The organism is Cobetia sp. Ld8, from assembly GCF_045066615.1.
GTDB classification, from domain to species: domain Bacteria; phylum Pseudomonadota; class Gammaproteobacteria; order Pseudomonadales; family Halomonadaceae; genus Cobetia; species Cobetia amphilecti.
Genome location: NZ_JBISHF010000007.1, coordinates 723,019 through 743,280, shown reverse-complemented (window position 1 = coordinate 743,280; position 20,262 = coordinate 723,019). Strand labels below are relative to the sequence as shown.

19 protein-coding genes are annotated in these 20,262 nt (G+C 63.5%); 15 read left to right on the top strand and 4 right to left on the bottom strand.

Annotated features, from left to right (window positions below):
• Window positions 1–116: 116 nt before the first annotated feature.
• On the bottom strand, window positions 117–1,412 hold the full coding sequence (locus ACJJV2_RS08000) for a TRAP transporter large permease (RefSeq protein ID WP_131432069.1): 1,296 nt from the start codon (window positions 1,410–1,412) through the stop codon (window positions 117–119).
• 479 nt (window positions 1,413–1,891) lie between these two features.
• Here ACJJV2_RS08000 and ACJJV2_RS07995 point away from each other — a divergent pair, with 479 nt between their 5' ends.
• A complete protein-coding gene (locus ACJJV2_RS07995) occupies window positions 1,892–3,493 on the top strand; it encodes an MFS transporter (RefSeq protein ID WP_405279785.1) in 1,602 nt (533 codons plus the stop codon).
• A 200-nt stretch (window positions 3,494–3,693) separates the two neighbouring features.
• On the opposite strand, the gene ACJJV2_RS07990 is transcribed toward ACJJV2_RS07995, so the two are convergent.
• Complete coding sequence (locus ACJJV2_RS07990; RefSeq protein WP_405279782.1) at window positions 3,694–4,452, bottom strand: RNA polymerase sigma factor FliA; 759 nt, start codon at window positions 4,450–4,452, stop codon at window positions 3,694–3,696.
• A gap of 470 nt (window positions 4,453–4,922) precedes the next feature.
• Here ACJJV2_RS07990 and ACJJV2_RS07985 point away from each other — a divergent pair, with 470 nt between their 5' ends.
• Window positions 4,923–5,978 (top strand): flagellin, encoded by a 1,056-nt coding sequence (locus ACJJV2_RS07985; RefSeq protein WP_405279779.1) that lies wholly within the window; start codon window positions 4,923–4,925, stop codon window positions 5,976–5,978.
• A gap of 263 nt (window positions 5,979–6,241) precedes the next feature.
• Here the strand turns inward: ACJJV2_RS07985 and fliE are convergent, their stop codons facing one another.
• Complete coding sequence (gene fliE / locus ACJJV2_RS07980; RefSeq protein WP_405279776.1) at window positions 6,242–6,604, bottom strand: flagellar hook-basal body complex protein FliE; 363 nt, start codon at window positions 6,602–6,604, stop codon at window positions 6,242–6,244.
• A gap of 269 nt (window positions 6,605–6,873) precedes the next feature.
• Here fliE and fliF point away from each other — a divergent pair, with 269 nt between their 5' ends.
• From fliF to fliR, 13 genes are all read left to right on the top strand, one after another.
• Window positions 6,874–8,652, top strand: a complete 1,779-nt coding sequence (gene fliF / locus ACJJV2_RS07975) for a flagellar basal-body MS-ring/collar protein FliF (RefSeq protein ID WP_405279773.1) — start codon at window positions 6,874–6,876, stop codon at window positions 8,650–8,652.
• A complete protein-coding gene (gene fliG, locus ACJJV2_RS07970) occupies window positions 8,645–9,643 on the top strand; it encodes a flagellar motor switch protein FliG (protein ID WP_288388090.1) in 999 nt (332 codons plus the stop codon). Before fliF ends, fliG begins: the two co-directional genes overlap by 8 nt.
• A gap of 15 nt (window positions 9,644–9,658) precedes the next feature.
• A complete protein-coding gene (locus tag ACJJV2_RS07965; RefSeq protein ID WP_405279770.1) occupies window positions 9,659–10,573 on the top strand; it encodes a FliH/SctL family protein in 915 nt (304 codons plus the stop codon).
• Between the two features lie 10 nt (window positions 10,574–10,583).
• Window positions 10,584–11,942, top strand: a complete 1,359-nt coding sequence (gene fliI, locus ACJJV2_RS07960) for a flagellar protein export ATPase FliI (RefSeq protein WP_107334754.1) — start codon at window positions 10,584–10,586, stop codon at window positions 11,940–11,942.
• 40 nt (window positions 11,943–11,982) lie between these two features.
• Entirely contained in the window at window positions 11,983–12,432 is a 450-nt protein-coding gene (gene fliJ, locus ACJJV2_RS07955; protein ID WP_405279767.1) for a flagellar export protein FliJ, read from the top strand.
• A gap of 26 nt (window positions 12,433–12,458) precedes the next feature.
• Window positions 12,459–13,973, top strand: a complete 1,515-nt coding sequence (locus ACJJV2_RS07950) for a flagellar hook-length control protein FliK (protein ID WP_405279764.1) — start codon at window positions 12,459–12,461, stop codon at window positions 13,971–13,973.
• A gap of 178 nt (window positions 13,974–14,151) precedes the next feature.
• Window positions 14,152–14,640, top strand: a complete 489-nt coding sequence (gene fliL / locus ACJJV2_RS07945; protein WP_405279761.1) for a flagellar basal body-associated protein FliL — start codon at window positions 14,152–14,154, stop codon at window positions 14,638–14,640.
• 6 nt (window positions 14,641–14,646) lie between these two features.
• Window positions 14,647–15,663: a flagellar motor switch protein FliM gene (gene fliM, locus ACJJV2_RS07940; RefSeq protein WP_107334751.1), complete on the top strand. Its 1,017-nt coding sequence runs from the start codon at window positions 14,647–14,649 to the stop codon at window positions 15,661–15,663.
• Window positions 15,656–16,126 (top strand): flagellar motor switch protein FliN, encoded by a 471-nt coding sequence (gene fliN / locus ACJJV2_RS07935; RefSeq protein WP_107334750.1) that lies wholly within the window; start codon window positions 15,656–15,658, stop codon window positions 16,124–16,126. The genes fliM and fliN overlap by 8 nt, the downstream gene beginning before the upstream one ends.
• Window positions 16,127–16,139: 13 nt before the next feature.
• Window positions 16,140–16,817, top strand: coding sequence for a flagellar biosynthetic protein FliO (fliO, locus tag ACJJV2_RS07930; protein ID WP_405279756.1), 678 nt, complete (start codon window positions 16,140–16,142; stop codon window positions 16,815–16,817).
• Window positions 16,814–17,611 carry a flagellar type III secretion system pore protein FliP gene (gene fliP, locus ACJJV2_RS07925; RefSeq protein ID WP_405279753.1) on the top strand — a complete coding sequence of 266 codons (798 nt, stop codon included), beginning with the start codon at window positions 16,814–16,816 and terminating at the stop codon, window positions 17,609–17,611. Before fliO ends, fliP begins: the two co-directional genes overlap by 4 nt.
• Window positions 17,612–17,752: 141 nt before the next feature.
• The gene (gene fliQ, locus ACJJV2_RS07920) at window positions 17,753–18,022 is read left to right on the top strand and encodes a flagellar biosynthesis protein FliQ (protein ID WP_054556620.1); all 270 of its coding nucleotides are present in this window, start codon (window positions 17,753–17,755) and stop codon (window positions 18,020–18,022) included.
• Between the two features lie 60 nt (window positions 18,023–18,082).
• Window positions 18,083–18,880, top strand: a complete 798-nt coding sequence (gene fliR / locus ACJJV2_RS07915; protein WP_225996565.1) for a flagellar biosynthetic protein FliR — start codon at window positions 18,083–18,085, stop codon at window positions 18,878–18,880.
• A gap of 120 nt (window positions 18,881–19,000) precedes the next feature.
• Here fliR and flgL read toward each other — a convergent pair whose 3' ends face one another.
• Window positions 19,001–20,260 (bottom strand): flagellar hook-associated protein FlgL, encoded by a 1,260-nt coding sequence (gene flgL, locus ACJJV2_RS07910; protein WP_405279749.1) that lies wholly within the window; start codon window positions 20,258–20,260, stop codon window positions 19,001–19,003.
• Window positions 20,261–20,262: the final 2 nt, after the last annotated feature.

Here is a 20,262-nt window from a genome sequence, read left to right as displayed (position 1 = left end):
CAGACATTCAGGTGGTAGCAGCGGCCAAGCTGGCCTGAGACGCAAAACGGCTTACCCAGAAGGCAAGCCGTTTGTTTTGCACAGTGAAGACATCAAGTGATGATCGTAAGGGTCGACTACACCGCGTAGCCGAGCACGCGTGGCAGCCACAAGGCGAGCTCAGGGAACAGCATCACCACCGCCAGCGCCGCCAGCATCGCCACCACGAAGACCATCGCCCACCCGACTGTCTTCTCGAGTCGAACCCCGGCCACACTACTGGTCACCATCAGGTTGACCGCGACTGGCGGGGTGAACTGCCCGATCGCGATGTTCATCGCCAGCAGGATACCGAACCACACCGGATGCCAGCCGAAGTGCTGCATCACCGGAATCAGCACCGGCATCAGGATCAGGTAGATGGAGACCGCATCCAGCAGCATCCCGGCGATCAGCACTGCCACCATCACCAGTATCAGCAACGTCGTTCCGCTATCCGACAGCGTGATCAGCCATTCGGCCAGATGCCGGAAAGTGCCCAGCATGGTGCCCGCCCAGGCGAATATGCCCGCCAGCGCGATGATCAGCATCACCACACCGGAGATCACGGCCGCCTCCCTGAGCAGCTCCCACACCTGAGAGAGCTTGAGCTCGCGGGTGATGAAGAGCCCGACACACAGCCCATAGGCAGCCGCGACCACTGCCGCTTCCGTGGGCGTGAAGAGGCCTGAACGCAGCCCGCCGAGGATGATCACAGGCGCCAGCAGGGCCGGGATCGCCGATCTGAACGCCGGACCCAGCGCGATACGCTCGACCTGAGTCGGGTCTTCCCAGCGATAGCGACGCGAGAGGAACCAGGCCGGCAGCAGCAAGGCCACTCCCACCAGCAGCCCCGGAATCAGGCCCGCGGCAAACAGTGCGCGTAGATCCACCCCCGGTACCACGATGGAGTAAAGAATCAGCGCAATGGACGGCGGGATCAGGATCGCCGTGGAGGCCGAGGCCGCAATCAGCGTCGCCGAAAACGCCTTGGGATAGCCCGCCCGTGTCATGCTGGGAATCATCACCATCGCCACCGCAGCGGCATCCGCCGGGCCGGAGCCACTCATGCCGCCCATGATCAGACACACCAGCACCGCCACCAGCGCGAGACCGCCATGCCGAGGGCCGATCAGCGCCTGGGCAAAGCGCACCAGTCGCGCCGCCACTCCGGCACGCTCGAACACCAGGCCGGTCAGTATGAACAGCGGAATGGCGATCAGCGGATACTTGGCGATGCTGTTGTAGGTATTGGTGCCGAGGGTAGCCAGCATGCTGACCGGCAGCCCCGCGACGATACCCACCGCCCCCGAGAGCCCCAGCGCGAAGGCCACCGGCACGCCGAGTATCAACAGCGCGGCAAAGCTTGCGAGCAACCAGAGATCAGGACTCATGGTCAGACTCCTTGTGCTCCGGCGACGCATTCTGTGCGGGTCCCTGCCCAGGCCCTTGCGCAAGACGCTCGACCATGTGGTGTCATCAGCGTGTGTTGCCAAGGAATGCATCCAGCGATTCAAGAGGACCAACCCTCGCGCAGGCCCCGCCAACAGGGAGTTTGACGATATTGCCCTTTGCAAGATGCCGTGCTTTTACAGCGCCAGCGTGTCCCGAGTCCGGGTCGGGTCATGATTTCACGAGGAACTGTATATTTATCCACCCCATTACATCCTTGAGACAAATTTCACGATATGTCGCCTTTCAACCACACAATGGCGCACCACGGGTCGCAGACTCCGGATTCGGTCGGTAGACTGAGCGCCGTTCCCGCAAGGACCGACCACGACTGACCAACACCACGCACGCAAGTGTCGTACCTGACATCTCGTCGGCACCGCTCCCACGGTCCCGACCCTGACCGATGAGGCCCCCTTCCATGCCGAACCCCCAGCAGGAAGCCATACCCACTCCCACCTTCGAGACCGAGCCGCTCGACAACTCGCGCAAACGACTGCAGCCGACCAGCAGTCTCGGCGCAGCGGTCGTTCTGTGGTCGCTGCTGCTGGGAATGGGGATGCTGATGCTGGCCAACGGACTGCAGGGCAGTCTGTTGGGGATTCGCGCCTCCTCGGAAGGCTTCAGCAACACCATGACGGGCATCATCATGTCGGCGTACTTCGCCGGCTTCCTGCTCGGCTCGACACTTGCGCCCCGCAAGCTGCGCCGGGTCGGCCATGTGCGTACCTTCGCGGCGCTGGCCTCCATCACCTCGGTGTGCATCCTGATCCACGCACTCTATGTGGTGCCCGAGGTGTGGATCGCCATGCGCTTCATCACCGGCTTCGCCTTCGCCGGCCTCTACGTGGTCGCGGAGAGCTGGCTCAACAGCCAGGCGACCAACCAGATGCGTGGCCGCCTGCTGGCCATCTACATGGTGATCACCTATCTGGGCATGGGTGGTGGCCAGCTGCTGCTCAACGTCGCCAACCCGGACACCTATCTGCTGTTCATTCTGGTGTCGGTGATCATGTCGTTGGCGCTGGTGCCGATGCTGCTTTCCGCCTCACCACAACCGGAAGGCGCACAGCCGGAGGCGATGGGGATCGTTCGTCTGCTGCGCCTGGCGCCGCTGGGCACCCTGGGCGGCTTCGCCACCGGTATCGCCAACGGCACTGTCTTCGGCATGGGCGCGGTGTATGCCGACCGCGCCGGCCTGCCGGTGCAGGAAGTCTCCTGGTTCATGGGTGCCTTCATTCTGGGTGCCGCCCTGCTGCAATGGCCGCTGGGTAAGCTCTCCGACAAGCTGTCGGCCAAGAAGGTGATTCTGGGCTGCAGTCTCGGGGCGATCGCGCTGTCCATCGGCGGCGTGCCGTTCAGTGGCGGCAGCATGCTGACCATGGCGCTGCTGGGTGCAGGCCTCGGCGGGCTGATCCTGACCCAGTACTCGCTGTTCCTGGCGGCGGCCAACAACCTGCTGACCACACCACAGATCATCTCCGCCAGCGGCACGCTGGTGCTGATGCATGGCGCAGGCGCGATTCTGGGCCCGCTCACCGCGGGTCTGCTGATGGAGCGCTTCGGGGCCGTCGGCTTCCTCTATACCCTGACCGCCATTCACGTGCTGATCGTGATTCTGGCCGCCAGTGTCACCAGCAAGCCACGTCAGGAACTGGATGCCGAGGAAGGCGATCACCCCGGCCACTATGTGGTGGCGCCCTCCACCACCAGCCCGCTGAGCGCCGCCTGGGTCGAGGAAGCCATCACCGAGCCGGAAACCGGTCAGCTGGAATTCGACTTCGATGCCGAACCTGAGCCGGAACCGAGCGAGGAAGAGCTCGCTGCCCAGCAACAGGAAGCCACCGCTGAAACAGAAGAAGGTGTCGTGCAGCAGGTCGACAACGAGGAAGGTGTGATGAACGACCGCGTCACCGGCATGGAAGACGACTGGCATCTGGATGGCCATATCGACGAACAGGCCCAGCACCTCAGCGAAGAGGAACGCCGCGTCAAGTCGGAGCCGGAGCGTGAGAGCTACTGATCACGTCTGACGACATGCTCGAGTGATAGACAAGAACACCGCCTCTCAGGGCGGTGTTCTTGTTTGGGGCGGGCGGAATAGGGACAGGGGAAACTGAGACAGCAGAAACAAGGCAGGCGTAACAGCAAGACGGTTCAGCGAGAGGATAAAGTTCGGGGAAACGAAGGAGGCTCACAACGATAGAGACTCAGGATAGAGGCTCAGCGACGACGCTTGCCCGCCCTCGCCACCAGATGCGGTGCCAGCACACCCTGCAGCCGGCGCACGGCCTGGGAATGCAGCTGCGAGACACGCGATTCGGTGACATCGAGTACCGCGCCGATCTCCTTGAGGTTGAGCTTCTCCTGATAATAGAGCGCCATCAACAGCTTCTCGCGCTCCGGTAGCCGCGCGATGGCCTCATTCAAGGCCCGCCGCGTATCGGCCTCTTCCAGGGCGTCATGCGGCAAGGCAAACGGCGTGGTGAAGGGCGTCGCTTCAGGCGAGGCATAACCGCCCGCCAGCCCGCCTTCCTCATCCATCATCTCGTCCAGCGACATCACCATGCCGTTGTTGGTGTCCAACAGCAGGCGGCGATAGTCCTCCAGCTCAAGCCCCATGGCGGCGGCGATCTGGGTCTCCTCGGGCGGATAGCCCAGGCTCTGCTCCAGCTGCTGGATCACGCTCTCAAGCTCGCGTCCGGCCCGCCGCACACTACGCGGCAACCAGTCACGCGAGCGCAGCTCATCGAGCATCGCGCCGCGGATGCGCTGACTGGCATAGGTGGCAAAGCTGGCACCGTGGCCCTGCTCATAGCGGCCCACGCATTCACACAGCCCCAACATGCCGGCCTGAATCAGATCCTCGAGATCGACACTCGCTGGCAAGCGCACCTGCAGCTGCAGCGCGATCCGGCGCACCAGCGGCTGATACTCGGTGTAGATATCCTGCTGGGCCATGCGCCCTTTGGCGGTATACATCGGCGTCCTGGTCCTCGCTTGCATCCCTCGGGGTCGTTTGACTCAGGGTCGTGCCCCCATCCTCGGGACTCCTGTTCCCAGCGTATTGTCGCGCCCTCGCCACCAACCATTCGCTCGAATAGCTACCCTCAGCGACGGCTTTCCTGCCTTACGTCGCCACTCCGCCTCGGGGAGGCGGAAATGAAGGAAGACAGAAAGAGACAGTAAGAGAAGACGAGACACGCAGAATGCCCGCCAGCCGGTCGACAGAATGTCGCGAGGGTGAAGCGAGAGAGGCGCGAGGTGTCATGAGGAGCGCCCGTATGAAGAGCACATGAGGAAAGCCAGAGGGACAGCGGGAACGAGAAACGTCAAAAGGCCGCAAAAAATTTCTAAAGTTCTGTCGCGCCGCGACGATAACTTAAGCAACGGCACAGGAGTCGTTACTGGCGACACGCCATCTATCTCCCCATTACGACAGGAAGTGACACATGGCTTCAGTGATCAATACCAACACCCTCTCCATGGTGACTCAGCAGAACCTGAATCAGTCCCAGAACGCCCTGAACACCTCCATGGAACGTCTGTCCTCCGGCATGCGTATCAACAGCGCCAAGGACGACGCCGCCGGCCAGGCCATCGCCAACCGCATGGACTCCCAGATCACCGGCCTGTCCCAGGCGCAGCGTAACGCCAACGACGGCATCTCTGTCGCCCAGACCGCTGAAGGTGCTTTGAATCAGGTCAACGATAACCTGCAGCGCGTCCGTGAACTGACTGTTCAGGCGGCCAATGGCACCAACAATGCTGACGACTTACAGTCGATTCAGGACGAAATCACCTTGAGAATGGAGGAGATTGACAGGATCTCTGAGCAAACCAGCTTCAATGGTGTGGATGTATTGAATACCGACGAGTCCTTGAGTATTCAGGTAGGCGCCAATGACGGTGAAACAATCAGCATCGAACTGGAAACCACCAATAGTTCTACGCTGGGACTGGATGGTTTCAGCGTCGGTGGTATGACTGAAGTTGATGTTGATACCTCTGGAATTGCAGGTCCAGCAAAGCTCGCATCCTACTCAAACTCGGACGGCGATACCGTCTACGCAATTGATACTGCCGGTGATGGAAGCGCCTATACAAATGCCATCATTGATCCAACAACTGGTGCAGTAACAGCAGGTAGTGACGACCTTACGGCAGAGGCAACCGCGGCTACACCTTCAGATGTCGCGGATGGAACTACAGTAGAAGTTGAGTCGCCCGTAACAGCTGATCCACTCGCCACTCTGGATAAAGCATTGGCTCAGGTCGATAGCCAGCGTTCCGCCCTCGGTGCCGTGCAGAACCGTTTCGATTCCGCCATCACCAACCTGGCAACCACTGAAACCAACCTGGCGTCTGCCCAGTCACGTATCCAGGATGCCGATTACGCAGAAGAAGTGTCCAGCATGACCACTGCACAGATTCTGCAGCAGGCGGGGACTTCCATGCTGACCCAGGCCAACCAGGTGCCGCAGAACGTGCTGTCACTGCTGGGCTGATCTCTGGCTCGCATGCTGCTTAAGCCTGTCACTCAGCAAGAGTGGCAGGCCCGTCGCTGGCAGAGGATAGTGGCCTTGTTGATATTGGTCCTTTTAGTCAACAGCGCTCTTGCATTTCAACCTCCGCCAGCGACATCAAGCAGCAACAAGCAAAAAAGGGCAGACGCATCGCGTCTGCCCTTTTTCATTGATTTCTTTCTTTTAATACTTCAACTATTCAATTCATGTTGCCAAGGAAAACACTACATAAGTGCGGATAGGAATCACACCGCCATGTTCATGATTTCCTTGTAGGCGCTGAGCAGCTTGTTGCGCACCTGCACGGTCATCTCGAATTCCAGTGAAGCTTTCTGGCCCGCCACCATGACCTGATCGAGGCTGACATCCGGGCTGCCCAGCTCGAAGGCCCTGGCCTGGCCTGCCGCAACCTGCTGTGACTGGCTGACGCGTGCCAGCGAATCCTTGAGCATGCCGGCAAAGCCCCGTGCGTCAGTGCCGCTGGCCTCTGACACTGCGCCCGCCGACAGAGCGTTGCTCCCAGCCGCCTGCGCCGCCATCTGATCGAGCTGCTGCAGACTGCCCGTCATCGCGGATGACATCGCCGCGCCGACTGCCTCAATCGCCATCCCGCCTCTCCTTTCTCAACGCGCGCCATTCGTCTGCCGCTTTCAGTGGGGCTCAGACTACCAGTCAGTCGAGCGGCTGAAAGTGACTAATACCCCTGTTTTGCGACGCTATTCGTCTGATTGGATGTGCGCCCAGCTTCGATAATGGCCAGCCTACGCAAGAAGGCGCTGCGAAACGCGACATTGTTGATCCATCGTTTTCATGTTTCGCCCCGCTTGCTGGAATCACCCGCTGCGAGTTCAGACCACGGCGCTTATCGGACATCTGCATGAGTACACCCAGCCAGACAGCGCCCCAGTCGGGCACCACGACGACGTCAGAATCACCGGACAAGCCAGCCAATCCCTTGTTGGCGCGCCTGGCAGCATTGCCACGTCTGCCGCTCATCATGGCGGCCGCCTTCAGCGTGGCTGTCATCGTCGCGTTGTTGCTGTGGGGCGCTGGCACCCAGTGGAGTGTGCTCTATCGTGATCTGCCCGCCAGCGAAGGCGGCGAGATCGTCGCGCAGCTGGAGCAGACCGGCGTGCCCTATCGGCTGAGCCATGAAGGCGCCACCGTCGAGGTTCCCAAGGAGGATGTCTATCGCCTGCGTCTGGCACTCGCCCAGCAGGGCCTGCCCAGCCAGGGCGGTTCCGGCTTCGAGCTGATGGATACCCAGGCCTTCGGCATCAGCCAGTTCACCGAACACGTCAATTACCAGCGCGCCCTGTCCGGCGAACTGTCGCGCACCATCGCCAGTCTCGAGCCCGTGTCCAGCGCCCGTGTGCACCTGGCACTGCAGGAAGATTCCGTCTTCGTGCGCGAGCGCCGCCCAGCGACGGCGTCCGTGGTGGTTGAACTCAAGGGCGGCCAGCAGCTCAAGGCACGTCAGATCCAGGCCATCCAGCATCTGGTGGCCGGCAGCGTGCAGGGCCTGGCCAGCGAAGACATCACCGTCGTCGATCAGGACGGCAATCCGCTGTCGCGCCCGGCGGGCGATGCGCTCAATCTCGATGGCAGCGCGCTGGAATATGCCCAGGCATTGGAGCGCAGCTATCAATCGCGCATCAATGCCCTGCTGACGCCACTGGTCGGACGCGACAACTTCCGTGCCGAGGTCAGCGCCCAGCTCGATTTCTCCCACGCCGAAGAGACCGAAGAGCACTACACGCCCAATCAGCAGCCGGGCAGCGCAGCGGTGCGCAGTGAACAGCTCAACAACACCGGCGCCGGCGAGATGCTCGGCATCGGCGGCGTGCCGGGTGCCCTCTCCAACACGCCCCCGGGGATTGCCGCCTCGCCCATCAATGCCGATGACGCGGCGAATGCTGACGGCACCACACAGGCTGACGACGCGGCCAGCGGTTTGAGCAACTATCAGCGCAGCAGCACCATCAACTATGAAGTCAACAAGCGCGTGCGCCACACCCGCGCGCGCCTGGGTCGTCTCGACAATCTCTCGGTGGCGGTGGTGATCAATCACCGTCGCATCATGGACAGTGACGGCAACCCGACCAGCGAACCGCTGGCAGCCGACCAGCTGGCACAGATCGATTCGCTGGTGCGCGAGGCGATGGGCTTCAATGCCGAGCGTGGCGACAGCCTGAGCGTGATCAATGCGCCCTTCATGACCGCCGAACAGCAGAACGCCGGCCCGCCACAGCAGTGGTGGGAGAAGTGGCTCAACAATCCCGAGATGCAGGCGCTGGCCATCGAGCTTGGCCGCTACCTGATCATCGGCTTCATCGCCTGGCTGCTGTATCGCAAGTTGCTGCGCCCGCTGTTGCAGCCGCTGCTGCGTCCGCAGGAAGCCTACCAGACCATCGGTCAGCCGCCCGGCACTCAGACAGCCGGCAGCGCAGTGGGTGGCATCGGCGGCATGGAGTCAGGCCTGGCGACGGCCAATGGTGAGCTGGGCAGCATGATGGCGAGCCAGACAGCACCGGCCAGTGGCCCGCGCACGCCGACCACCTATCAGCAGAACCTCAAGGATGCACGTGACATGGCCCGCGATGACCCGCGCATGGTCGCCATGATCCTTAAGAACTGGATGAGTCACCATGAGTAAGACACTGACAAGCATGGAACGCAGCGCGGCCCTGATCATGAGCCTCGACGAGGACAGCGCCGCAGAGGTCTTCAAGTTCCTGTCTGCCCAGGAGATCCAACGGCTCAGCGCGACGATGACCAACATGCCGCAGGTCACCCAGGAGCAGATGGCGAAGACGCTGGAGGAATTCCACGCCGACAGCGAGCAGTTCAGCGCCGTCAATCTGCTGTCTACCGACCATATCCGCTCGGTGCTGGTGAAGGCGCTGGGGCAGGAGCGCGCCAGTTCGCTTCTCGAAGACATCTACGAGAGCTCCGGCCAGAACAATGGCATCGAGACGCTGAACCTGATGGAGCCACCGCTGGTGGCCGAGATGATCCGCGACGAACACCCGCAGATCATCGCCACCATCATGGTGCATCTTGAGCGCCATCAGGCCTCGCAGATTCTCGAGCACTTCTCCGACACCCTGCGCAACGATGTGCTGCTGCGTATCGCCACCTTCAGTGGCGTGCAACCGGCGGCCCTGCAGGAGCTGACCGAAGTGCTGAGCAACATGCTCAGTGGCCAGAACCTCAAGCGCAGCAAGATGGGCGGCATTCGTACCGCGGCCGAGATACTCAACCTGATGCCGGGCCAGCAGGAAGAGCAGGTCCTCGAGGCGGTGCGCAACCACGACGAGAGTCTGGCGCAGCAGATCATTGACGAGATGTTCGTGTTCGAGAACCTGGTCGGGCTCGAGGACCGCTCCATCCAGCTGCTGCTCAAGGAAATCGACAACGAGACGCTGGTCACGGCGCTCAAGGGCTCCCCCGAGGCGATCATCCAGAAATTCCTGCAGAACATGTCGCAGCGTGCTGCCGAGATGCTGCGTGATGACATGGAGGCGCGCGGCCCGGTGCGTGTCAGCCAGGTCGAGGCCGAACAGAAGAGCATCCTGCAGACGGTACGTCGACTGGCCGACAGCGGCGAGATCGTGATCAACAGCGGTGGCGAGGACTATGTCTAGCAAGGAGCATGTCTAGTGAGGACCATCTCCAGTTCTGATCCGCATCATGACGCGCCTGACCCGTGGGCCGAGCGCGACGTGGCAGGCAGCGATGACATGCATCAATGGCAACCGCTGGAACTCGACGCGCTGGATGGCAAGTCCGCGTCGCCCCAGTCGGGTGGCGGCTTTCAAGCCGGCATGCCGCACACTGCGGCGCCGGATGTCGGCCTGATTCGGCGCATGGCGCAGCGTGCCCGTTCGACCTTCGAGCAGGAGACGCTACAGCAGCAACAGGCGGCACGTGACGAGGGCTATGCCGCGGGTGAGAAAGCCGGTTATGAAGCGGGTCTGGCGCGTGCAAGGCAGGAAGCCGCCGAGCAGGCGGCACGTCAGGCCGAGGCCGCCCAGCAGGCACTCGAACAGCAGGCCGCACAGCTGGCACCGCTGATCGAGAACCTGCAGCAATCACTGGCGTGCCTGGATGAGCAGATCAGCGATGAACTGGCGGCACTGGCCATCAGCGTCGGACAGCATCTGGCTCGCGAGGCATTTCGCGCCCACCCGGAGCACATCATCGACAGCGTGCGCAGCCTGCTGGCGGCGGATCCGCCGCTGATCGGCCGTCCGCGTCTTTTCCTGAATCCGGACGACCTGCCGCGCGTCGAGCAGGCGATGGGCGAACAGCTCGCCAAGCTGGGCTGGCAATGTCTGCCGGATGCCAGCCTGAGCCTCGGCGGGTGTCGCGCCGAAGCCGACAGCGGCTGTCACGATGCCAGCCTCGAGAGTCGCCTGGACATGCTGTCACGCCAGCTGCGCCATCGCGGCAGCGCCGACGGCAGCCTGCATGGCAAGGATGAGGCCAGCGGCTCGCGCATCGTGCAACGCCAGTCGTCAGAACATGTACAGCCAGAGCAGGCACGCACCGAGCTGGCAGGAGATCGCACATGAGTGACACGCCATGAGCACCTCTTCCGCACAGCAATGGCGCAGCGCGCTGGGCGCCATTCGTGAGCGCGTCGAGAGCCTCGAGCCCCAGCGCAGCAATGGCCGCCTGGTGCGCGCGACCGGCCTGGTGCTGGAAGCAGTCGGCCTGCGCCTGCCGGTGGGTGCCAGCTGTCTGGTCGAGCTGGGCGCGAACCTGCCGCCGGCCGAGGCCGAGGTGGTCGGCTTCGCCGATCAGACCCTCTACCTGATGCCCATCGACCCGCTCAGCGGCGTCGCACCGGGCGCTCGGGTGTTTCCCCTCGGCCATGGCAATGTCGGCGAGCGACGCTATCCGGTCGGCGAAGCGCTGCTCGGGCGGGTCGTCGACGGCGTGGGCCGCCCGCTGGATGGCCTCGGCCCGCTGGAAGATGTCGAACATGCGCCGCTGGAGAGCCGCCCGCTCAACCCGCTGGAGCGCGCGCCCATCGACACGCCGCTGGATGTGGGCATTCGCGCCATCAACGCCTTGCTGAGCGTCGGCCGTGGCCAGCGCATGGGGCTGTTCGCCGGCTCTGGCGTCGGCAAGAGTGTGCTGCTGGGCATGATGGCGCGCTTCACCGATGCCGATGTGATCGTGGTCGGCCTGATCGGCGAACGTGGGCGCGAGGTGCAGGAATTCATCGAGAACATTCTCGGCGAACAAGGCCTCAAGCGCGCCGTGGTCGTGGCCACGCCGGCCGACATGACGCCGCTGCATCGCCTCAAGGGCGCCAGCTACGCGACGCGCATCGCCGAGTCCCTGCGTGACAAGGGCCAGAATGTGCTGCTGATCATGGATTCGCTGACCCGTTACGCGATGGCACAGCGCGAGATCGCCTTGGCCATCGGTGAGCCACCGGCCACCAAGGGCTATCCGCCGTCGGTCTTCGCCAAGCTGCCGGCGCTGGTGGAACGCACCGGCAACGGCCGGCGTGGCGGCGGGTCGATCACCGCCTTCTATACCGTACTGACCGAAGGCGATGACCAGCAGGACCCCATCGCCGACAGTGCCCGCGCGATTCTGGATGGACATATCGTGCTGTCGCGGCGCATCGCGGAAAGTGGCCACTACCCGGCCATCGATATCGAAGCCTCGATCAGCCGCGCGATGTCGGCGGTGGCGCCGGAGCGGCAGCTCACCCGCGCCCGTCGCTTCAAGCAGTTCTATTCCAGTTATCAGCGCAATCAGGACCTGATCGCCATCGGCGCCTACCAGCCCGGCAACGACAAGGTGCTCGACGCCGCGGTGCGCCTGCACGAGCCGATGGGACGTTTCCTGCAACAAGGCACTACACAGCACGCAAGTCTTGCCGATAGTACGAACATGCTCGAACAATTGCTGGCCCAGCCATGATGGCCGCCTTCACCTGTCATTGATCGGGAACCCTCACTGAATGGCCATCTCATCGTCACGTTTCGACACCCTGACCCAGCTGAGCGAGCGCCGGCGTGATGGCGCTGCGCGCCAGCTCTCCAGCCAGCGTCAGCGTCAGGAAACCGCCGCCCAGCAACTGGTCACCCTCGAGCAATACCGTCTCGACTACTGCCAGCAGATGCAGGCACGCCTGACTCAGGGGCTGGACCCGGCCAGCTGGCACAACTATCAGGCCTTCATCGCCTCGCTGGACAAGGCGATTGCCCAGTGTCGCGCGCGAGTAGCCCAGGAACAGACCCAGACGCACCATCAGCATCAGCGGCTGGTGAAGGAACAGCAGACCCACGCGGCCTGGCAGGGCCTGGCGGATCGCGCCAGCCTGAGCGCCGCGCTGCAGGCGCGCAGCGCCGAGCAACGCCAGAGTGATGAACAAGCCACCCAGGCCTGGTTACGCCGTGCCAATGGCTGAATACGGCCAGTCGAAGGAGTGACACCATGACGGACACTGCACGCATCTCGATGTTGTCGGCCACCTCGCCAACCAGGGCGCCGACCAGCGCCAAGGTCTCCTCTGAGGAGGCTCGCTCGCGCGACGACGTCAGCTCGGCTTCCTCAGAGAGTGCCTTCGAGGCCCACCTGTCACGCGCCCAGCGTGAGGATCGCCAGCAGGACAGGCAAGCGGCGCAGGTGCAAGTGCAGACAGAAACGAAAGACGCACAGCAGCAGCGTGTCGAGCGTCGCGAGGCCGCCGAAGACAAGCATGCCCAGCACCTCGAGCAGGCTCAGGCAGCGTCGTCAGAGTCCTCGCCCACTCCGGACCCGGTCGCTTCCGCCCTCCAGAATGGCAACCTCCCGCCTGCCCAGCCCTCATCGGCAAGCCAGACAGCAGGACAACCATCAGCGCAGTCACTTGAGGCCTCACGACTGGATAGCAGCGTCGAGCGCGGCATCTCGCGCATGCAACAGCTGCAGCAACTCACGCAAGGCGGCCACGGCGCCTCTGGCAGCGACGAGGCAGCGCTGAACGCGACATTGGCCACAACATCTGCCACGACGGCGGGAACGGCAACGCCCGCTGGCGCACAGGCGCTCTCTACCTCGGGCAGCACAGCGGCCAACACGGCAGGCAGCACAGCAGGCAACTCAGCGCTGCAAGGTGACTGGATCGCCGCGCTGCGCAATCCTGCGGCGGCGGGACTGGACGGCGCCATTGCGGTTCAGGCGCCCACCAGCAGGACCTCCGCGGCAGCGGCAGGCAGCCTGAGCACGGATGCGCCGTCCTCGTTGACGGACGGCGCGCTGGGCCCGCTGACCGAGGAGGCCATTGAAGGCGTCACCGCCAAGGCAGACGGCGCCCTGCTTGACGCCAACGGTTCACGCACCGGTGCCGATCTGTCCCAGCTCTCGGGTGCGTCATCTGCTGGCGTGTCAGTCGGCGCGTCGAGTTCGAGCGCTGCAGGCAGCGGTGCCCTGCTGAATGCTGCCGGCAGCCCAGCAGCCAATCCAGCGGGCATGGCATCACAGGCGGGAGCCTTGATTCCCGCAAGCGTCGGCACTCAGGCCTGGCAACAGGCACTCAGCGAGCAGGTAGTACGCATGCAGCTGAGCAAGTCGCCGCAGGCCGAGATCGCGCTCAATCCGGCCAACCTGGGCAAGCTGACCATTCGCCTCAACATTGGCGAACAGGGCACCAGTGCGCACTTCTTCACGGGCCACCAACAGGTGCGCTCGGCTGTCGAGTCATCCCTGAGCGAGCTGCGTCAGGCACTCGAATCCCGGGGGCACGAGCTGACGGCGATCAGTTTCAGTGCTCCGGACGACACACCGGACGGGGCGGCGGACAACTCGGCCAATCAGGGCCAGTTCGCCCAGCACCTCGAGGGTCAGCCGGCGAGTGATTCCAGCACAAGCGCTGACGCCATGGAGGGAAGCCTCGCCGCGGGCAATCTCACAAGCAATCTTGCAAGTGCATCCCAGGCAGCCTGGGGACGGCGTGAATGGCAGGCATGACGGGCCTGGCGCTTGCCAGGTGCTTGTGTCAGCGGCTCCCGTCAGGTGGCTGTCAGATGAGCCCGCCTGGCGCGTCATCATTCAAGTAAGCGCTCGCACGTGGCGTTATTCCGCCGTTCGATAACCACGCCTTCGGTCATACTGGCCCCGCTACCGACTCCAGGGACACCGCACCACGATGTCAACGATTATCACCACCCCCGCCAGTCAGCGTCGCTCCTGGCTGCTGATCGGGGTCATCAGCCTGATGAGTGCCGTGATCGCCGCGCTAGTGGCCGTCTATTTCGCACTGCCGATGCTCAGTGAGCAGAAGGCCGCACAGGACGCCGAGCCGGAAGTCGTGGTCGTGCCGCCCCCGGTCTTCATGCCGCTGGCGCCCTTCACGGTCAACCTGGAAAGCCCGCGCGGCAATCGCCTGCTCTATATCGGCATCACGCTCAAGATGGCCGATCAGGACGCGGTGGCGCGTGTGGAAGAGCTCAAGCCAGAACTCAAGAGCCGTCTGCTGCTGTTGCTGTCGGGCCAGAGCCCGGATGAGCTGATCACCCAGGCCGGCAAGCAGACGCTGCAGAGCACCCTGACCGAAGCGCTTTCGCGCCCCTACAGTGAAGGCGGCCAGCCACTGGCCATCTCCGGCGTGCTGTACAACGACTTCATCGTGCAATAACTGGCCATGGCTCAAGACGATCTGCTGTCACAGGACGAAATCGATGCTCTGCTCTCCGGCGTGAACGGTGACAGCGGTGCGACGGCTGACGCCTCGAGCACGCCCGGCGAAGCGCGCATTCGCCCCTTCGACCCGGCGAGCCAGCACCGCATCATCCGGGATCGCCTGCATGCCCTGGATATCATCAACTCACGATTCAGTCGTCAGTTCCGCATGGGGCTGTTCAACCTGATCCGCCGCGGCGCCGATATCACTGCCGGGCCGGTGCAGTTCCTGAGCTACAACGAATTTTCCCGCAACGTGCCGGTGCCGACCAACATCAACCTGTTCACCATGAAGCCGCTGCGCGGCACCTCGATGCTGGTGTTTCCGCCCAGTCTCGTGTTCATGGTGGTCGACAGCCTGTTCGGTGGTGATGGCCGCTTCGTGACCAAGTCAGAGGGTCGCGAGTTCACGCGTACCGAACAACGCGTCATCCAGCGCCTGATGCAGCTGGCCTTGAATGCCTACCGCGACGCCTGGTCGGCGGTCTACGCCGTGGAAACCGACTATCTGCGCAGCGAGATGCAGGTCAAGTTCGCCAATATCACCAGCTCTCCCAACGAGATCGTGGTGTGCACCAGCTTCCATCTGGAGGTCGGCAATCACAGCAGCGACTTCCAGATCTGCCTGCCCTACTCGATGATCGAGCCGCACCGCGAGCTGCTCTCGAGCCCGCTGCAGGAAACCAGCGCCGAGGGTGACAGTCGTTGGGGCGAGCGCCTGCGCAAGGAAGTGCGCGCCACCGATGTCGAGCTGCACGCCGACTTTGCCAGCATCACCACCACGCTGGGCGCATTGGCCGAACTTGCCGTGGGCGATGTGCTGCCCATCGAGAAGCCCGAGCGCGTCAACGCCTACGTCAACAATGTGCCGGTGCTCGAAGCCGGTTTCGGTCGCGCCAATGGCCACCGCGCCCTGCGCGTGACCCGCATCATCAATCATCCGATCAACACTGCCAGCGAGGACAGCGGCGATGAGTGAGCCCAATTCGCCAGACGCGCCCGCGCCCAAGGCCACCCCAAATTCCCCGACATCCGGCACTGACGACCCCTGGGCCGATGCGATGACCGAGCAGATGGGCGACGAGTGGGCCAAGGCGCTGGAAGAACAGCAGAGCGAGGCTGCCCCCCAGGGCGGCGATATCTTCGAGCCCCTCGATGGCAGCGGTGGCGGCGCACGCCCGCGCGAGCTGGACATGATCATGGACATCCCGGTCAAGATGACCGTGGAGCTGGGACGCACGCGCCTGACCATCAAGCAGCTGCTGGAGCTGTCGCAGGGCTCGGTGATCGAACTGGATGGCCTGGCCGGTGAGCCGATGGACATCCTGATCAACGGCTACCTGATCGCCCAGGGCGAGGTGGTCGTGGTCGAGGACAAGTACGGTATCCGCATCACGGAAATCATCACCCCAAATGAGCGGGTACAGAAGCTCAACCGCTAAGGCTGTTCCTGTCATGACCTCCGATGCCCCTGACGGCGCGATCTTGCTGCCGGATGCCGAGACAGCGCCCTACAGCGCTGCCAGCGCCATTTCCAATACCAGCGCCAGCAGCAATACCAATACCAATACCAGCGCCACCACCCAGGCGCCGTCACCGGCCTTTCTCGGTAGCGATGCAAACCTGACTGCCGACACAGGCCACAGCTCACCGCTGGGCGCGGCCAGCCTGGTCAATACCGGGCTGGCGCTTGCTGCGGTGATCGGCGTGATCCTGCTGCTGGCATGGCTGATGAAGACGCTCGGGGGTGCCCAGACACTGCGCGGCAATCGCATTGCCCTGCGCCCGCTGGCGCGTCTGGCGCTGGGTCACAAGCAGAGTCTGGTGGTGGTAGCGGTGGGCAACCAGCAATTGCTGCTGGGCGTCGGGCCGGCGGGCATCACCTCCCTCGGTGAGCTGACGGCCGAGAATGGCGGCCTGGTACCCGCACACGCTGGCAGCACTCCGAACGACGCATCGCTGGCCTCGCCTGTCTCCGCAACCGGCGGGAGCGGTGCCGCGGCCGGCTTCGCCGAGCTGCTGCGCGACCGTCTCGCCAGACGCTCGTCGGCTGCCATGTCCGCCACGACGCCCTCTGATGTGACGCAAACTACTACCTCAGACAAGGCAGATGACGCGGAGCCTCGCTCATGACGGGGCTGGTAAGGCTGTCGCCGGGCTTGAGAGCTAGAGGGCTTAAGACAAGAGAGCTGCTGACAGGGCTGTTGATCGCATTGTCGGTATGTCTGCTGACCAGCCAAGCGGCGCACGCCGATGTGCTCAGCGGCCTGACCAGCCAGCCACTGCCGGACGGCGGCGAGTCCTGGTCGCTGAATATCCAGACGCTGATCCTGCTCAGTGGCCTCGCCCTGCTGCCGGCGGGCCTGCTGATGATGAGTGCCTTTACCCGCATCATCATCGTGCTGGGCCTGCTGCGCACCGCGCTGGGCACCGCGTCTGCGCCGCCCAACCAGGTGCTGGTCGGCATCGCGCTGTTTCTGACCTTCTTCGTGATGTCGCCGGTGCTGGAGCGCATCTACGACGAGGCCTGGCAACCCTATGACAGCCAGGCCATCAGCCTGCAGGAAGCCATCGAACGCGGTGGCGATCCACTGCGCGAATTCATGCTCGGTCAGGTGCGTGAGCCGGATATCGCCCTGTTCGCGCGCCTGGCCAAGGTCGAGGAAATCCAGACCCCGCAGGACGTGCCGTGGCGGGTGCTGCTGCCGGCCTTCGTCACCAGCGAGCTGAAGACCGCCTTCCAGATCGGCTTCAGTCTGTTCGTGCCCTTTCTGATCATCGACCTGGTAGTGGCGAGTGTGCTGATGGCGCTGGGGATGATGATGGTGCCACCCGCCACCATTTCGCTGCCCTTCAAGTTGATGCTGTTCGTGATGGTCGATGGCTGGCAGCTGCTGCTGGGGTCGCTGGCCGAGAGCTTCTATTGAGAGAGCTGGTACTGAGAGAGCTGGTACTGAGAGAGCTGCTACTGAGCCAGGCCCTGACATCACCAGGCTTTCTAGTCGTGACGCGCAACCGTGTACTGCCAGCCTCGACACCTCCCATCTGCCCATCGAGAACGCGCCGCCATGACACCTGAAGTCATCACCAGCCTGGCCTCGCATGCCATGTACATCACCCTGTTGGTGGCAAGCCCGCTGTTGGCCAGCGCCCTGTTCATCGGCCTGATCGTCAGCCTGTTCCAGGCCGCGACCCAGATCAACGAGATGACCCTGTCCTTCATCCCCAAGATTCTTGGCGTGTTCGGCACCCTGGTACTGGCCGGCCCCTGGTTGCTGGAGACGCTGATGGACTTCACGCGCAGCGTCTTCACCGGCTTCCCGCACCTGATCGGATGAGCGACACCTGCATGCGCATCGACAACAGGCTCGACGCAAGCCCGGCGGGAGGACGCTCCATTGCCGAATGATCTGCTGTCCCCCGAGCATCTCCAGGCCCTGCTGCTGAGCGTGATGTGGCCCTTCGCGCGCCTGTCCGGTTTCATGATCAGCGCGCCGCTGTTCGGTCACCGCAGCCTGCCCACGCCGGTGCGCCTGTTGATGGCCTTTGGCCTGGCGCTGATCATCGCGCCACTGGTCGAGAGCCCGCCTCCCGTGGACGTGCTCGGCCCGGCCGCCGTCTGGCAGCTGGCATTGCAGATGGGCGTCGGGCTGGCACTGGGGCTGGTGATGCGCATCACCTTCGCCATCGTCGAGGCGGCCGGGGAATTCATCGGCTTGCAGATGGGGCTGGCCTTCGCCAGCTTCTTCTCGGCCGACACCGGCACCAATACCCAGGTGCTGTCGCGTCTGCTGGGCATGCTGGCCATGCTGCTGTTTCTGGCCTTCAATGGCCATCTGCTGGTATTGGAAATCCTGGTCACCCACTTCCACGAGATTCCCCTCGACCTGCGCCGCATGGGGCCCGTCGGGCTCGAGAATCTGTTGCTGTGGAGTGCCAGCCTGTTCAGTGCCGGCCTGCTGCTGGCCTTGCCGCTGGTCGCCTCGCTGCTGGCGATCAATCTCGCGATGGGCGTACTCAACCGCTCGGCGCCGCAGCTGTCGGTGTTCTCGATCGGCTTCCCGCTGACCCTGCTGCTGGGCATCGCGATGCTGTGGCTGATGATGCCGGGCATGACGGACTGGCTGTCGCTGTTGTTCCGTCAGGCGCTGGGCGCCTTCCAGGCCGTGCATGAAGGCCTGGGCACGATGCCATGACACGCAAGCACTGATCTGAAAAGCAACCACCAGAACGCAAGAGCCGCACCGAATGCCATCGCGAGAGCGAGTATCCAGTGCGGCTTTTTCATCATTTCTCGAGCGCGGTCACGCCATCACTCAGCGCAGATAGTCGAACAGCGACATGCCCGAGATATCCGAGAACGCCTGCTGGGAGGCCTGCAGCCCCACCTGGGTCAGCGAGTAGTCGGAGATCGCCTCGTTGTAATCCAGATCGATCAGGTCCGAGCGTGTCGAGGCATAGTTGAGCTCACGGTCATCCCCGATGATATCCAGTGAATCCAGCTCGTTGAGCTTGGTGCCGACATCGGCGCGCACCGTCAGCACATTGTCGAGACTGTTGCTGAACTGGCGACTGGCGGTCGAGATGGCGTTGTTGAAGGCGGCCTGGTCGGCCTCGCTCTCGATCGGCGTGCTCAGCGCGCTGATCAGCCCATCCAGGTTGGCGAACAGATCGGCGCTGGCCTCACCCTCCTCGACCACCAGCTGGGTTGCCTTGCCGGAGGCCTGAGCCTCAAGCACCTGTTGCTCATCACCGGACAGCGTCATCGACAGGCCATTGAACGCAAGCGTCATGCCATCGCTGAACGCCACGGGCGATGGCAGCGGGTTGCCTTCGCCATCCAGGATCGGGAGATCATTGCCGTCAGCATCGGTGCCGCTGATCGTGACGCCAGCGGCATCGATGCTGACGCTGTAGGCCGCACCATCGACCCGCGCCGCGGCATCAACGACTTCCGGCCCCTTGAAGGTGATCGGCAGTGACGACTCGCTCTCGCTGGTCTGGCGGGCCAGCTGCTGATTGCCGGATGCCACGCCGCCAAAGATCTGGCTGCCGGTATGATTGACCTCCATCAGGCGCGAGCTGTCGACGCGTTGCTGGCGCTGCTCATCATCGCCGCGATAGCTGCCATCCTCGCCAAAGGGCGCCGTATCACCGCTCATGCCGCCGAACAGATAGTTGCCGTTGCCGTCGGTGCTGTTGGCCAGCCCCAGCAGCACTTCGCGGCTGCCTTCAAGCTCGGTGGCCAGCGCATCACGGTCGCTGTCACTGAGGGTGCCGTTGCCCGCCTGCACGATCAGGCTCTGGACACGCGTGATGGTGTCGGTGACCTGATTGAGCGCGCTTTCCTCGATGGAGAGGTTGTTGCGCGCCGTGGTGCGGCTGTCACTGAACTGCTCATTGACGGCCTGGGACTGCGAGATCGTCACCGCCTGGCTGGCCGCACTCGGGTCATCCGAGGGATTGACCACGCGCTTGCCGGTGGCCAGCTGCTCGGACACCTTGGAGAACGCCGCCTGCTGATCCAGCATCGAGGTGACGCCCTGGGCATAGAGGGTTTGGGTACTGATGCGCATCA

What these genes read in the sequence shown, in the direction of transcription:
- ACJJV2_RS08000 (WP_131432069.1), bottom strand. Translation starts at nt 1,412, where the DNA reads ATGAGTCCTGATCTCTGGTTGCTCGCAAGCTTTGCCGCGCTGTTGATA.
- ACJJV2_RS07995 (WP_405279785.1), top strand. Translation starts at nt 1,892, where the DNA reads ATGCCGAACCCCCAGCAGGAAGCCATACCCACTCCCACCTTCGAGACC.
- ACJJV2_RS07990 (WP_405279782.1), bottom strand. Translation starts at nt 4,452, where the DNA reads ATGTATACCGCCAAAGGGCGCATGGCCCAGCAGGATATCTACACCGAG.
- ACJJV2_RS07985 (WP_405279779.1), top strand. Translation starts at nt 4,923, where the DNA reads ATGGCTTCAGTGATCAATACCAACACCCTCTCCATGGTGACTCAGCAG.
- fliE (WP_405279776.1), bottom strand. Translation starts at nt 6,604, where the DNA reads ATGGCGATTGAGGCAGTCGGCGCGGCGATGTCATCCGCGATGACGGGC.
- fliF (WP_405279773.1), top strand. Translation starts at nt 6,874, where the DNA reads ATGAGTACACCCAGCCAGACAGCGCCCCAGTCGGGCACCACGACGACG.
- fliG (WP_288388090.1), top strand. Translation starts at nt 8,645, where the DNA reads ATGAGTAAGACACTGACAAGCATGGAACGCAGCGCGGCCCTGATCATG.
- fliI (WP_107334754.1), top strand. Translation starts at nt 10,584, where the DNA reads ATGAGCACCTCTTCCGCACAGCAATGGCGCAGCGCGCTGGGCGCCATT.
- fliJ (WP_405279767.1), top strand. Translation starts at nt 11,983, where the DNA reads ATGGCCATCTCATCGTCACGTTTCGACACCCTGACCCAGCTGAGCGAG.
- ACJJV2_RS07950 (WP_405279764.1), top strand. Translation starts at nt 12,459, where the DNA reads ATGACGGACACTGCACGCATCTCGATGTTGTCGGCCACCTCGCCAACC.
- fliL (WP_405279761.1), top strand. Translation starts at nt 14,152, where the DNA reads ATGTCAACGATTATCACCACCCCCGCCAGTCAGCGTCGCTCCTGGCTG.
- fliM (WP_107334751.1), top strand. Translation starts at nt 14,647, where the DNA reads ATGGCTCAAGACGATCTGCTGTCACAGGACGAAATCGATGCTCTGCTC.
- fliN (WP_107334750.1), top strand. Translation starts at nt 15,656, where the DNA reads ATGAGTGAGCCCAATTCGCCAGACGCGCCCGCGCCCAAGGCCACCCCA.
- fliO (WP_405279756.1), top strand. Translation starts at nt 16,140, where the DNA reads ATGACCTCCGATGCCCCTGACGGCGCGATCTTGCTGCCGGATGCCGAG.
- fliP (WP_405279753.1), top strand. Translation starts at nt 16,814, where the DNA reads ATGACGGGGCTGGTAAGGCTGTCGCCGGGCTTGAGAGCTAGAGGGCTT.
- fliQ (WP_054556620.1), top strand. Translation starts at nt 17,753, where the DNA reads ATGACACCTGAAGTCATCACCAGCCTGGCCTCGCATGCCATGTACATC.
- flgL (WP_405279749.1), bottom strand. Translation starts at nt 20,260, where the DNA reads ATGCGCATCAGTACCCAAACCCTCTATGCCCAGGGCGTCACCTCGATG.